The sequence below is a fragment of the Salipiger bermudensis HTCC2601 genome, assembly GCF_000153725.1.
GTDB classification, from domain to species: Bacteria; Pseudomonadota; Alphaproteobacteria; order Rhodobacterales; family Rhodobacteraceae; genus Salipiger; species Salipiger bermudensis.
This window is the reverse complement of the sequence record NZ_DS022277.1, coordinates 393,157-406,442: the sequence shown is the minus strand read 5'-3', so window position 1 is coordinate 406,442 and position 13,286 is coordinate 393,157. Positions and strand designations below refer to the sequence as shown.

General features: G+C 67.2%; 11 protein-coding genes. 6 read left to right on the top strand and 5 right to left on the bottom strand.

What is annotated here, in order from left to right; translation table 11 throughout:
- Positions 1 to 53: 53 nt before the first annotated feature.
- Positions 54 to 1,295, bottom strand: a complete 1,242-nt coding sequence (locus R2601_RS20980) for an MFS transporter (protein ID WP_007802350.1) — start codon at positions 1,293 to 1,295, stop codon at positions 54 to 56.
- A gap of 10 nt (positions 1,296 to 1,305) precedes the next feature.
- Positions 1,306 to 2,106 carry an SDR family NAD(P)-dependent oxidoreductase gene (locus R2601_RS20975; protein ID WP_007802348.1) on the bottom strand — a complete coding sequence of 267 codons (801 nt, stop codon included), beginning with the start codon at positions 2,104 to 2,106 and terminating at the stop codon, positions 1,306 to 1,308.
- A 265-nt stretch (positions 2,107 to 2,371) separates the two neighbouring features.
- Between R2601_RS20975 and R2601_RS20970 the strand changes: the two genes are divergently transcribed.
- The 5 genes from R2601_RS20970 to R2601_RS20950 all read left to right on the top strand — a co-directional run bounded on the left by R2601_RS20970 (position 2,372) and on the right by R2601_RS20950 (position 8,506).
- The gene (locus R2601_RS20970) at positions 2,372 to 3,265 is read left to right on the top strand and encodes an HpcH/HpaI aldolase/citrate lyase family protein (protein ID WP_007802346.1); all 894 of its coding nucleotides are present in this window, start codon (positions 2,372 to 2,374) and stop codon (positions 3,263 to 3,265) included.
- A 4-nt stretch (positions 3,266 to 3,269) separates the two neighbouring features.
- Positions 3,270 to 5,240 carry an AMP-binding protein gene (locus R2601_RS20965; RefSeq protein WP_007802344.1) on the top strand — a complete coding sequence of 657 codons (1,971 nt, stop codon included), beginning with the start codon at positions 3,270 to 3,272 and terminating at the stop codon, positions 5,238 to 5,240.
- Positions 5,241 to 5,254: 14 nt separating this feature from the next.
- Positions 5,255 to 6,415 (top strand): acyl-CoA dehydrogenase family protein, encoded by a 1,161-nt coding sequence (locus R2601_RS20960; protein WP_007802343.1) that lies wholly within the window; start codon positions 5,255 to 5,257, stop codon positions 6,413 to 6,415.
- 64 nt (positions 6,416 to 6,479) lie between these two features.
- Positions 6,480 to 7,691, top strand: a complete 1,212-nt coding sequence (locus tag R2601_RS20955) for an acetyl-CoA C-acetyltransferase (protein WP_040545693.1) — start codon at positions 6,480 to 6,482, stop codon at positions 7,689 to 7,691.
- 11 nt (positions 7,692 to 7,702) lie between these two features.
- Positions 7,703 to 8,506, top strand: a complete 804-nt coding sequence (locus tag R2601_RS20950) for an enoyl-CoA hydratase/isomerase family protein (RefSeq protein ID WP_007802333.1) — start codon at positions 7,703 to 7,705, stop codon at positions 8,504 to 8,506.
- Between the two features lie 77 nt (positions 8,507 to 8,583).
- Here R2601_RS20950 and R2601_RS20945 read toward each other — a convergent pair whose 3' ends face one another.
- Positions 8,584 to 9,771, bottom strand: a complete 1,188-nt coding sequence (locus R2601_RS20945) for a CaiB/BaiF CoA transferase family protein (protein ID WP_040545691.1) — start codon at positions 9,769 to 9,771, stop codon at positions 8,584 to 8,586.
- Positions 9,772 to 10,048: 277 nt separating this feature from the next.
- Here R2601_RS20945 and R2601_RS20940 point away from each other — a divergent pair, with 277 nt between their 5' ends.
- A complete protein-coding gene (locus R2601_RS20940; RefSeq protein ID WP_040545690.1) occupies positions 10,049 to 11,002 on the top strand; it encodes a DMT family transporter in 954 nt (317 codons plus the stop codon).
- A 9-nt stretch (positions 11,003 to 11,011) separates the two neighbouring features.
- On the opposite strand, the gene R2601_RS20935 is transcribed toward R2601_RS20940, so the two are convergent.
- Both R2601_RS20935 and R2601_RS20930 read right to left on the bottom strand, forming a co-directional pair.
- Positions 11,012 to 11,830 carry a hypothetical protein gene (locus R2601_RS20935; protein WP_007802308.1) on the bottom strand — a complete coding sequence of 273 codons (819 nt, stop codon included), beginning with the start codon at positions 11,828 to 11,830 and terminating at the stop codon, positions 11,012 to 11,014.
- Between the two features lie 147 nt (positions 11,831 to 11,977).
- The gene (locus tag R2601_RS20930; RefSeq protein ID WP_040545689.1) at positions 11,978 to 13,114 is read right to left on the bottom strand and encodes a C4-dicarboxylate TRAP transporter substrate-binding protein; all 1,137 of its coding nucleotides are present in this window, start codon (positions 13,112 to 13,114) and stop codon (positions 11,978 to 11,980) included.
- Positions 13,115 to 13,286 lie beyond the last annotated feature (172 nt).

Here is a 13,286-nt window from a genome sequence, read left to right as displayed (position 1 = left end):
GCGTGCGACCGAAGATTTTTCGTGCGAAGAATCTTCGGCCGTCCTGCCGGGCGTCAGGGTTTGCCGGCGAGCGGATCCGGCTCCGGCCCGGTGACATCAGGCAGCGGGCGCCAGATCGCGAACAGCGCGGTGCCCGCCATCGCTACAGCCGACGCCACGAGCGCGATCTGCAGGCCGAAATGCTCGGCCACGATGCCCCAGCCCCAGCTCCCGAGCGCCAGCCCGAGATAGGTGAAGGTGAGGTGCATCGACACCATCCGCCCCACCAGCCGGCGCGGCGCCGAGAGTTGCAGTGTCGAGTTCAGCAGCGTCAGGTTGACCAGCCAGCAGGCGCCGCAGACGAATGTCGCCGCGAGCCCGACAATCGGGGCATGGGTCAGTGCCAGCACCAGGATGGCGGCGGCGCAGAGCGCGGTCATGCCGGTGACGACGCGCTCGATGCCGAAGGCGCGGCGCAGCCGCGACAGCAGCAGGCCGCCAGAGATCGCTCCGATGCCGATGCTGCCATAGAGCAGCCCGTAGATGTCGGCCTCGCCGGTGAACTGGTCGCGGGCCACCAGCGGCAGAAGCGCGATCATGCCGTTGGAGCAGAAGCCGAACAGGAACACCCGCTGCACGATCGGATGCACGTGCCGCGCTTCGACGATGAACCGGACCCCCTCTGAGATTGCCCGCCCGATCGAGGCGCCGGGAACATCCTCACGCTTGGGTGCCCGCCACAGCGCCAGGGCCACGATCGCAGGGACGTAGCTCAGCGATCCGACGAGGAAAGCCGCGGTGCTGCCGGCGGTGGCGAGCACTAGTCCGCCCAGCACCGGGCCGAGCGTCTTCATCAGGTTGGCGCTGATGGTGTGAAGCGACACCGCCTCGGGAAGCTGGTCGCGCGGGGCGATGTCACCCAGCGAGGCGATCCAGGCCGGGGCCAGGGTCGCGTTGCCCGAGGTCACAAGGAACGCCAGCACCAGCACCCAGGCGGGTGTCAGCAGTTGCGCCGCCGCCATGCCCACCAGCACCAGCGACACGAGGAACATGAAGATCTGGCTGAGGATCATCACCCGCCGCCGATCGAGCACATCCGCGAGCCCGCCTGCCAGCAGCGACAGCAGCACCGGCGGCAGCGACGTGATGGTGGTGACGAGCGCCACCATCGTGGCGCTGTCGGTGAGTTCGGCCATCACCCACGAACAGGCGACGATATGGATGAACAGGCCAAGGAAACAGACCTCGATGGAGGGCAGGAGCCGCCGAAAGGCCGGATCGACAAGCAGCGAAAGCGCGGATTTCCCGGCGGCCATGATGCGCTCCTCAGCAGCCCAGCGTCATGCCGCCATCGACGGTCAGGGTCTGGCCGGTGATGAAGCGGGCGTCGTCGCTGGCGAGGAAGGCCGAGGCGCGGGCGATGTCCCAGGCGTCGCCGAGCCATTTCATCGGCACGCGCTCGGCCCGCGCCTTCCAGACCTCGTCCATCTGCTCGGGGGAGGCGCCCCAGTTGCTCTGCGCCGAGGCGCGTGCCATCGGCGTGTCCATCAGCCCCGGCAGCACCGCGTTCACCCGGACCTGCCGCGCGGCGTATTCCGCCGCGGTCACCCGGGTCATCTGGTTCATTGCCGCCTTCGAGGAATAGTAGGCGACGTAGTTCTTCCCGAGATAGCGGATGCTCGAGATCGACGAGACGTTGACCACCGCGCCGCCACCGCGGGCCAGCATCTCGGGAATGGCGTGCTTCATCGACAGGAAGCAGCTCTTGAGATTGACCGCGAAGACCTTGTCGAAATCCTCTTCCGAGAGCTCCACCACGTCGCCGGGCACCACGATGCCCACGTTGTTGACCAGCAGGTCGAGCCCGCCGAACTCGGCCACCGCGGCGTCGACCGCCGCCTTGACCTCGTCCGAGGAGGTGGCGTTGCCGCCGATGCCGAGCGCGGTGCCGCCCTCGTCGCGGATCGTCCGGGCGGCCTCTTCGGCGAGACGGGCGTCGAGATCGAAGCAGACAACGCTGGCCCCCTCGCGGGCGAACTGTGCCGCGCAGGCCTTGCCGATGCCCCAGCCGCCGCCGGCGGTGCCGGCGCCGATGACCAGCGCGGTCTTTCCCTTGAAACGCTCCACGTGCCTGTCTCCTCTATTCCGTCTTGGTGCCTGCTGCGAGCTTCGGGGCAGGGCGGGGATTGTCAATTGCGGTCGCCGAAGCCGCTGCCTGTCGCCGCCCTAGGCGATCACCCCTGCGCCCATTCGCAGGGGTTTCCAAGCCCGGCCCGAGCGGCGCCTATGAGGTTGCCAGCTTTTGCCTTTCGAGCCCTCCGGAGCGGCGTGGCTCAATTGACCCAAAATAATATATTATGCATCAAAAGGGGAAAGAGGAGGCATTTCCGGTATGAAACCCACACGTTCGATGCTGTTCGTTCCCGGCCACAAGCAATCCTGGGCCAAGAAGGCGGTGGCCGCCGGCGCGGATGCGGTGATCCTAGACCTTGAGGATTCCGTGCCCGAGGACATGAAAGCCGAGACCCGCCACATGGTCGCCGAAACAATTGGTGAGCTGGCAAAGTCCGATCCCGAGGTCGGGGTCTATGTGCGCCTCAACGCGCTCGAGACCGGCATGATGGGCGATGATCTCGAGGCGGTGGCGATCAAGGGCTGCAACGGCTTCCTGCCGCCCAAGACCTACGGCGCACGCGACGTGGTGCAGGCCGAGGCGCTGGTCGATCACTATGAGCGTCGCAACGGGGTTGACGCGGGCACGCTGGAATTTGTGCTCTCGCTCGAGACAGCGCAGGCCTACGCGGACTGCGAGAACATGATCAAGGCGTCGCCGCGCTGTGCCACGCTGTTCGCCGGCACGGCGCGCGATGCCGACGTGTCGCGCTCGATCGGGTTCGAGTTCACCCCGGACGGGTTCGAGACGCTCTACATGCGCTCGCGCGCGGTGCTGGCTGTGCGCGCGGCGGGGCGGGATTTTCCCATCGTCGGGCTGTGGCAGGATCTCAAGGATATCGACGGCGCGTGGAAATTCGCCCGTGACAACAAGACCCTCGGCTTCCGCGGGCTGGTGGCGATCCACCCCAGCCATGTCGCCATCGCCAACGAGGTCTTCATGCCGACCGAGCAGGAGGTCGCCTTCTATCAGGGCATGATCGACGCTTTCGATGCCGGTGTGGCGCGTGGCGATGCGGCGGTGGCCTACGAGGGCATGCATATCGATCTCGCCCACGTGAAGACCGCACGCGAGGTGATCGGCATGTACGAGCAGCTCAAGGGCAGGGGGTGAGGCGATGAAGGGACGCGCGCGTTTCGGCGAGGCGGCATCCGCAGACTGGATGCCCGGCCCTGACCAGATGGACCGCAGCCGCCTGGCGGCGGCGATGCACCGCTGGGGCTATGAGGGGCTCGAGGACATGCATCGGGCGTCGATCGACGACCCCGAGAGCTTCTGGCCGCGGGCGCTCGACGACCTCGGCGTCACCTTCACGACGCCCTGGTCCACCTTCCGCGACGACAGCGCCGGCTTTGCCTTTCCGCGCTGGTTCTCCGGCGGGGCGCTGAACGTCGCGACCCATTGCGTCACTCGCCACGCTAAAGACCCCGAGGCCGCAAAGCGGCCCGCCGTGATCAGTGAAGCCGACAGCGGTGTGTGCCGCGAGCTGAGCTTCGGCGCGCTTGGCGCCGAGGTCGAGCGGGTGGCCGCCGGGCTGGCGGCGCTCGGCATCGGCAAGGGCGACCGGGTAGGGCTGTTCCTTCCGGTGATCCCCGAGGCCGCGGTGGCGCTGATGGCCTGCGCCAAGATCGGCGCCGTGGCGGTGCCGGCCTTCTCGGGCTACGGGCCCGATCCGCTCGCGGCGCGGCTCAACGCGGCGGACGCTGTGGCGCTGGTCACCGTCGACGGCACCACCCGCAAAGGCAAGCCTGTCGCCATGAAAGAGACCGCTGACGGCGCGTTGAAGCAGGCCCCCGGCGTGCGCCATGTGCTGGTGATCGAGAACACCGGAAGCGGCTGCGCAATGACCGAGGGGCGCGACCACGCCTGGGCCGACATCGGCAAGGCGTGCGATCCGGTGCCGACCGTGGCCTGCGATCCCAACGATCCGTTCATGATCATCTATACCTCTGGCACCACCGGTGCGCCCAAGGGCATTGTGCACAGCCATGCCGGCTACCTGATCAAGTCCGGCGTCGATTTCGGCTATGCCTTCGATGTGCAGTCCGACGACCTCGTCGGCTGGATCGCCGACATGGGCTGGATGCTGGGGCCGCTGATGATCACCGGTTGCCTGCAGTTCGGCGCCGGTATCGTCTTTGTCGAAGGGCTGCCGAACTTCCCCGATCACAACCGCATGTGGGACATCGTCGAGCGCCACCGCGTGACCATGCTGGGCATGGCGCCCACCGCCGCGCGCGGTCTGCGGGCGGCGATGGCGGGTGGCGTTCCGGAGCAGGACATCTCGAGCCTGCGCGCCTTCACCTCCACAGGCGAGGCCTGGGACGAGCCGACCTGGTGGTGGCTGTTCCGCGACGTGGGCGGGAAGACGCTTCCCATCATCAACTACACCGGCGGCACCGAGACCGGCGGCGGCATCCTGTCGAACTACACCTGCGCGCCGATCTCCTGCGCCACCTTCGCGGGCCCGCTGCCGGGGCAGGATGCCGACGTGCTCGATGCCGAGGGCAATCCCACCGACGGCATCGGCGAGCTTGCGGTGCACAACACCTGGCCGGGGATGACCCACGCCTTCTGGCAGGATCCCGAGCGTTATTTCGAGACCTACTGGAGCACCTTCCCCGACACCTGGGTGCATGGCGACCTCGCCTCGGTGGCCGGCGATGGCTACTGGCGCATCCACGGCCGCTCGGACGACACCATCAAGGTCTCGGGCCGCCGCATCGGCCCGGCCGAGATCGAGAGCGCCTTGGTGACCAACCCCGAGGTCTCGGAGGCCGCCGTGATCGGCGTGCCCGACCCGGATCGCGGCTCGCGCATCGTGGCCTTCGTGACGCTGGGCAGCGGCGTCGAGGCGCTCGACATGGTGAGGGCAGCAGAGGCCGTCACCCGGCTGGTGGGCAAGGCGATGATCCCGTCGCTGATCGTGCCGGTGCCGGGCCTGCCCAAGACCAAGAACGGCAAGATCATGCGCCGCGCCATCCGCGCGCGCTATCTCGGCCAGCCCGCGGGCGACATGTCGGCGCTCGATGCGTCGACCCCGCTCGAGCTGATCCCGGTGCAGGCCGACACCGAACAGACCGCCTGAGAGGAGACCCCAGAATGGCACTCGACCAATCCGAACTCGACCTGATCCGAGGCTCCGTCAGCAAGATCGCCGAGGAGTTCGATCTCGAATACTGGCGCAAGATGGACAAGACCAAGGAGTACCCCTGGGATTTCAAGGACGCGCTGGCCCAGGGCGGCTGGCTCGGCATCCTGATGCCCGAGGAATACGGCGGCATGGGGCTTGGCCTGACCGAATGCGGCATCGTGCTCGACGAACTGGGCCAGAAATGCGGGTTCAACGCCAACTCGGTGTTCCAGTACTACGTCTTTCCGCCGGGTCCGGTGATCCACCACGGCTCGCCCGAGATGAAGCAGGAGTTCCTGCCCAAGCTCGCCAGCGGCGAGGAAATGATGTGCTTCGGCGTGTCCGAACCCGACAACGGCGTCGACACCTCGCGGCTCAAGACCTTCGCCAAGAAGGACGGCAACCGTTACCTCGTGAACGGGCGCAAGGTGTGGATTTCGAACGCGCTCAACGCCGACCGCATCCTGCTGCTGACCCGCACCAGCCCGCGCAACCCCGAACGCCCGTTCGATGGCATGACGCTGTTCCTCAGCCGTCTGAAGGACAAGAAGGGCGTGCAGATCAACCGCATCGACAAGATCATGCGCAACGCGGTCGACAGCAACGAGATCGTGTTCGAGGATTTCGAGGTCTTCGAGGACGAGATCGTCGGCGAGGAGGGCAAGGGCTTCCGTTGCCTGATCGACGGCCTGAATCCCGAGCGTATCGCGGTGGCGCAAACCTGCATCGGGCTGGGGCGCGGAGCGCTGAACCTGGCGGTGCAATACGCCAAGGACCGCATCGTCTTCGACCGTCCGATCGGCAAGAACCAGGCCGTGGCGCACCCGCTCGCGGATGCCTGGATGCGGCTCGAGGCGGCGGATCTGGTGACCCAGAAGGCGGCGCGGCTGTTCGACGAGGGCCGCTCTTGCGGGCCCGAGGCCAATGCCGCCAAATACCTCGCAAGCGATGCCGGCTTCGAGGCGGCGGACCGGGCAATGCAGTTCCATGGCGGTTTCAGCATGTCGACCGAGTACCACGTCTCGCGCTTCTGGATGGAGGCACGGCACCTCAAGATCGCGCCGATCAGCCAGCAGATGGTGATGAATTTCATCTCCGACAAGGTGCTCGGACTGCCGCGCTCCTACTGAGGACGACCGGCGCCGGCGGGAGGCCGGCGCCAGACAGAACAAGACGAAAGGAAGGACAGAATAGATGCGCGATGCAGTCATCTGCGAACCGATCCGCACTCCGGTCGGCGGCTACGGCGGCTCCCTGCGGGATGTGCCCGTCGCCGAGCTTGCCGCCACGGTGGTCAAGGCGCTGGTCGAACGTTCGGGTGTCACCAGCGAGGAGATCGACGACGTGATCTTCGGGCAGGTCTACCCCAATTCCGAGGCCCCGGCGATCGGTCGGATCGCGGCGCTCGATGCCGGGCTCGACATCTCGGTGCCGGGCACCCAGATCGACCGCCGCTGCGGCTCGGGGCTGCAGGCGGTGATCAATGCCTCGATGTGCGTGCAAACCGGCGTGGCCGACCTGATCATCGCCGGCGGCGCCGAGTCCATGAGCCAGGCGGAGTACTACACAATGGGCGCGCGCTGGGGCCTCAAGGGCCGCGACGCCGAGCTCATGTGCCGCATCGGGCGCGGCCGCGTCACCTCGGGCGGCAAGTTCTATCCGGTGGCGGGCGGCATGCTCGAGACCGCGGAGAACCTGCGCCGCGACTTCTCGATCTCGCGCGAGGAGCAGGATGCCTTCGCCGCCAACTCGCACGCCAAGGCGTCTGCCGCGACCGCCGCGGGCAAGTTCCGCGACGAGACGGTGCCGGTCACGATCAAGTCGCGCAAGGGCGAGACCGTGTTCGACACCGACGAGCACATTCGCCACGACGCCACCGCCGAGAGCCTCTCGGGCCTGCGGCCGATCCTTGGGCGCTCGGATGCCGAGGCGACGGTCACCGCGGGCAATGCCTCGGGCCAGAATGACGCCGCCGCCGCCTGCATCGTCACCACCCGCGAGAAGGCCGAGGCGCTCGGCCTCAAGCCGATGGGCCGGCTGGTGAACTGGGGCGTGGCGGGGGTCGGCCCCGAGCGCATGGGCATCGGCCCGGTACCCGCAGTCGAGAAGGCGCTCGGCCGCGCCGGGCTTGCCATGAAGGACATGGATCTCGTCGAGCTGAACGAGGCCTTCGCGGCGCAGGTGCTGGCCTGCACCAAGAGCTGGGGCTTCGGCGACGACGACTACGCCCGGCTCAACGTCAATGGCTCGGGCATCTCGCTCGGCCATCCGGTCGGCGCCACGGGTGTGCGCATCCTTGCCACCATGCTGCGCGAGATGGAGCGCCGCAAGGACCGATACGGGCTGGAAACCATGTGCATCGGCGGCGGGCAGGGCCTCGCCGCGATCTTCGAACGCGTCAGCTAAGGGACAGGACAATGAGCGCTCTCGACAAATACAAGGACTACGCCTTCAAGTTCGAAATGAACGAGCCCGGCGTGCTGGAGCTGATCTTCGACGGCCCGAACCTGAACGCGGTGGACGCGCGGGTGCATTCCGACATCCCCTATGTCTGGAACACCATCGACGAGGACCCGGACGTCAACGTGGTCATCGTGCGCGGCGCCGGCAAGGCGTTCTCGGCGGGCGGAGATTTTGCCCTGATCGACGCCCAGATCGAGGATTACGGCACGCTGACGCAGGTTCTGCGCGAGTCCCGCGATCTTTATTACAACATGATCGACTGCTCGAAGCCGATCATCTCGGCGATCCACGGCCCGGCTGTGGGCGCAGGGCTCGTGGTGGCGCTGATGGCCGACATCTCGATCGCCGCCAAGGACGCGGTGATCGTCGACGGCCACACGCGGCTCGGGGTGGCTGCGGGCGACCACGCGGCGGCGGTCTGGCCGCTGATGTGCGGCATGGCCAAGGCCAAGTACCTGCTGCTGACCTGCGACAAGATCTCGGGGGCGGAGGCCGAGCGCATCGGTCTGGTGTCGCTCACCGTCGAGGAGGAAGACCTGCTCGAGACGGCGCGCAAGACCGCCAGCAAGCTGAACCGGGGCGCACAGGAATCGATCCGCTGGACCAAGCAGACGCTAAACCTGTTCTGGAAGCACAACGCCGGCACCTTCGAGGCCGGCCTGGCGCTGGAATTCCTCGGCTTCGGCGGCCCGGACGTGCGCGAGGGCGTGGCCAGCCACAAGGAAAAGCGGCGCCCGGATTTCTCGCGAAGGCGCTGAGGCGGCAGGCTTGAAAGCAAGCGCCCCCGCGGGTCTCCGCGGGGGCGTTTCTTGTTGGCGCTCGTTAATGCAGCGGGTCAGCCGGCCTTGACGGTGCCTGCCTCGCACATCGCGGCGATCTCCTCGGTGCTGAAGCCATAATCCGCCAGCACCGCCTCGCTGTGCTCGCCAAGCAGCGGCGGGCGGGCGAAGTCCACGCTACCGCCCGAGAGCTTCGCCGGCGGCGGCACCAGCGGGAAGGGCGCGGAGTCGGGGAAGGCCACGTCGCGCATGAAGGTCTGGCGCAGGTCGAGCGCGCCGCCCATCACCTCGGCCGGAGACAGCACCGGGCCGCAGCCGATGCTGGCATTGCCGAGGATCTCGATGCAGTCGTCGCGGCGCTTGTCCGCGCACCATTTCTGCATGATCGCGCTCAGGTCCTCGCCGTTCTCGCCGCGGGTGTCGTCCGTGGCGAAGCGCGGGTCGTCGAGCAGGTCCTCGCGCTCGACGATCTTGCACCAGCGCTGGAACACCTTCTGGCCGATCACCTGCATGATGAACCAGCCGTCGCGCGCCTTGAAGATGTCGGACGGGCCCGACATCGGGCTGCGGTTGCCCGATGGCTCGCGGTGGCGGAAGCCGGTGCCTTCCTCCATCAGGATCTGGTTGGTGAGGTTGAGCGAGGTGCCCACCAGCGAGGCCTCGACATGGGTGCCCTCGCCGCTGCGCATCTTGCGGATGATCGCCGCCAGCGTGCCATAGGCCAGCGACAGTGAGGTCGAGAAGTCGATCGGCGCCGTCGCCGCGCGATGCGGCTTGCCCGGCTCGCCGGTCAGCCAGACCGCGCCGCTCACCGCCTGGCCCACCCCGTCAAAGCCGATGCGCTCGGCCATCGGCCCTTCAGTGCCGTAGGCGCTGGCGGTGGCAAGGATGATGTCGGGCTTGATGGCTTTCAGGGTGTCGTAGTCGAGGCCAAAATACTTCAGCGCGTTGGGCGAGTAGTTCGCCACCACCACGTCGGCCTGCGCGATCATCTTCTTCATCACCTCGCGGCCCTCGGGCGAGGTCATCGCCAGCGCCAGGCAGCGCTTGCCGCCGTTGCATTGCAGGAACTGAGCGCCCTCGCCGTGATCGGTGACCGGCATCAGGAAGCGGTCGTCCTCGCCGCGCGGGCGCTCGATGCGGATCACGTCGGCGCCGAAACTGGCGAGCAGATGCGCGCAATAGGGGCCGGCGATCCACCGGCCGAAATCGAGCACGCGGATGCCCTCAAGAATACCCGTCATGACTGGCTCGCTCCCTTTTCCTGTCCGTTCGGGCCCGAGGGCGCGTGCGCCTCCGGGCGCCTGCAGAATATGAGCATCCCAACGGCTTAGAAACGTGGCCGGCGCCTTTCGCACCGCCCGAGAGCCTGCGCCTTGCGCGGGGCAACGCAATACCTATGCCTGTGGCCGCACCCTGTCCGTTCCCGTCACCCGAGGGCAGTATGCCTCCAAGGCCAGTGCGCCGCCCCGGCCTCCGGCCGGGCTGGCGGTGCCCTGGGACATCCGAGGGAGGAATGCCATGAGTGAGGCCGCCGCTGTCGCGCAGCCCGACTCGCACCTGCGCGGGATCGCCTTCAAGATCCTCTACGTGATCTGCATCGTGCTGATGCTGACGCTGGTGAAACTGATCGACGACGTGCCGCTGGGAGAGGTGATGTTCTTCCGCTGCTTCTTTTCGATCCTTCCGATCGCGGGGCTGCTGATCCTGCGCGGTGAGCTGACCGCGGCGTTCCGCACAAGGCGCTTCGTCGGGCACGTGACCCGCACCTGTCTGGGGCTGACGATGATGGGCCTGACCTTCGTGTCGGTGCAGGCCCTGCCGCTGCCCGAGACGGTCACCCTGCAATACACCCAGCCGCTCTTCGTCGTGGCCTTCTCGGCGCTGTTCCTGCGCGAGGCGGTGGGGGTGAACCGCTGGGGTGCGGTGGCCTTCGGCTTTGCCGGCGTCCTTGTCATCACCTGGCCGAACCTGTCGATGCTGACCAGCGGCTCGGCCGAGCTGACCACGCGCGAGCTGATCGGCATCGCGGCGGCGCTGATCGCGGCGGCGGGGGTCGCGGTGGTGTTCTTGCTGGTGCGCGGTCTGGTGAAGACCGAGAAGCCGACCACGATCACCGCCTATTTCTGGCTGATCTCTTCGTCGCTCCTTGCGCTCTCGGCCTTTGGCGGCTGGGAGCCACTGACGCTCGAGCAGACTGCGCTGCTGATCGCCTGCGGGATCCTCGGAGGTTTTGGCCAGCTCTGCATGGCGCTGAGCCTGCAAGCGGCGCCGGCCTCGGTCACCGCGTCGTTCGAGTACACATCGCTGCTCTTCGCCATCGGGCTGGGCTATTTCATCTTTGGTGACATTCCCGGCATCAACACGCTGTTCGGCGGTGCGATGGTGATCGCGGCGGGGCTGTTCATCCTCTGGCGCGAGAGCCGCGCCGGGGTGTCGAGCACGCCCAGGCGCAAGCTGCCGCCCGCCCCGTAAGGCGGGCGCTCAGTCGAGCGCCGCGTAGAGGAAGTCCGGCACTGCCACCGCTTTGCGGGTGTTGAGGTCCACGGTCAGTAGACATTGCTCGATGGTGGCCACCGCCTCGCCCATGTCGTCGAAGACGCGATGCACCGCCCAGAAGCTCTTGCCCTTGATCGCCTGCAGCCGCGACGTCGCGAAGAGCGGCCGCCCTGCCACCGGTGCGGCCCCGCGCGAGACCAGGAACTCCACCCCCATCCGGTTGATCCCGGTGCGGTTCGAGAACTCGGGCGTGAAGCCGAGATGGTTGAGCTGCGCGTGGGACGAGACCGAGCTGTGGCGGATGATCTGCTCGAAGAGCAGCGCGCCGGTGTGGTCGAGATCGCTTGGCCGCACCGGGCCGAGCGGCACCGTCACGTCATGCGCCCCGGCGTCCGGCCAGTCCCGCATCGGGGTGGTGCCGAGTCCGCGGGGCAGGGCGAGCGGCACCTCCTCGGGCGTCACCTCGGGCAGATCCGCGGCGCGCTGGGTCGTCAGGTCGAGCGCGGTGGCAGAGATCTCGCCGCCGCTCATCAGCAGGTGAACCACGGCGCCGTCCTGTGGCCCGCCCGCGAGCCGCGCGCTGCGCACTTCGACGGGGGCGGACACGAAGAGTTCGCGATGGAAACGCAGGTGCCGAAGCGGCGTGATCGCACCGCCGGGGCCGGGGGCACCCGGCGCGGTGGCGAGCGCCTCGGCCGCCATCTGGAAGCTGCGGCCGTAGAACCGGGCATTCCAGTGGTTGTTGTAGTCGCACTCCCAGCGCTCGACCCGGCTGTAATAGGTCGGTCTGCCGATCTCGGTCATGTGCTTGGTCCCCGTTTCGCGTTGCGATGATCCGTCTGTTGAAGACCGCTTGCGGTCAAGGTGCAAGACCGCACCGGGCGAAGGGGGGTAAAGGAAAAGGCGGGCATGTCGCCATGCCCGCCTCGATCCTGTGCAGTCGCGGCTGCGTCAGTCCATGCCGTAGGTCGCCGGGTCGAGCTGACCGTAAAGGTTGTCATAGAGAACCTTGGTCAGTTCTTCCTCGTTGCCCGGGTCTTCCATGCCTTCGATCAGGCCGGCCCACTTGTCGAGATAGGGCTGGAACGAGGAGAAGAGCGCTTCCGGATCCTCGACGCCGTAGACATCCTTGACCAGCTCGTTGCGGCCGCCAAGACCGTTGTCGACCCATTCCTGAACAGCGTTCTGGATGCTCTCTCCGGGCTCGACAATGGCGTGGCCCTTCTCCTCGGAGGTGGCGAGTGCCTTCTCGTCGGAGGAGAGGAAGTCGATCTGCAGGCGCGCATGGGCCTGCGCGACCAGCTCCATGATGGTGCCGCGCTGCTCGTCGGTCAGGCTCTGCCAGAAGTCCTTGTTGTAGAGCTGGACCGGCGAGTTGAAGCTGCCTTCCCAGTTCAGCAGCGTGACCGAGTTCGACACCTCGTCGAGCGAGTTGTCGATGTTGAGCCACGCGGCAAGGATGCCGGCGCAGTCGATCTGGCCGGTCTGAAGCGCTTGGTAGATCTCGGTTGCGGGGATGTTGACCGGGATGACGCCCAGATCCTGCGCCAGTTTCGAGGTCAGGCCGCCGGGAAAGCGGATCTTCAGGCCCTGAAGCTGATCGAGCTCGGTGATCGGCTCGGAGGTGTTGCAGATCGCCGGGTAGCCCGGGGTCGAGAAGCCGCCGAAGGGCACCACGTTGTGCTCGGCGAACTCTGCCTGGCCCTCGGGATCGTTGGCGACCCAGTCGGCATAGGCGGCACCAAGCGCCGTGGGGTCGGAGACTATGTAGCCCGAGCCCGACAGCGCGTTCGACAGCGGCAGTTCCGACGGGGTGTAGCCCGAGGTGTGGAAGCCTTCCTGCGCCACGCCGTCGCCGATGCCCTGCAGCGAGGACTTGGCCGGCAGCAGCACGCCGCCGGAGAACAGCTCGAAGGCGATCTCGCCGTTGGTGGCCTCGTTCAGCGCCTCGGCAAACCATTTCGCGGTGCGCACGGTGGTTTCGCCCTCGGGCTGGAAATGCGCCATGCGATAGCTTTCGGCCGCGACGCTGGTGGCCGCCATCAGGCCGACGCCGCCGGCAAGCAGCAGTGCTTTGATAGAAGTCATGTGATCCCTCTCCTCCCTTGCGTTGCAGGCCGCTGGCCGTCAGCGCGGCGGCGGCATGCAACAATGATGCAATTTAGGACTATAGTCAGACGCCCTGCCGCCGCGGAACGGTATTTTTCCTCCCATAGGCGGAGGCTGTCGCCACCCAAAGGTTTGCCGCGGCATGGCGCGC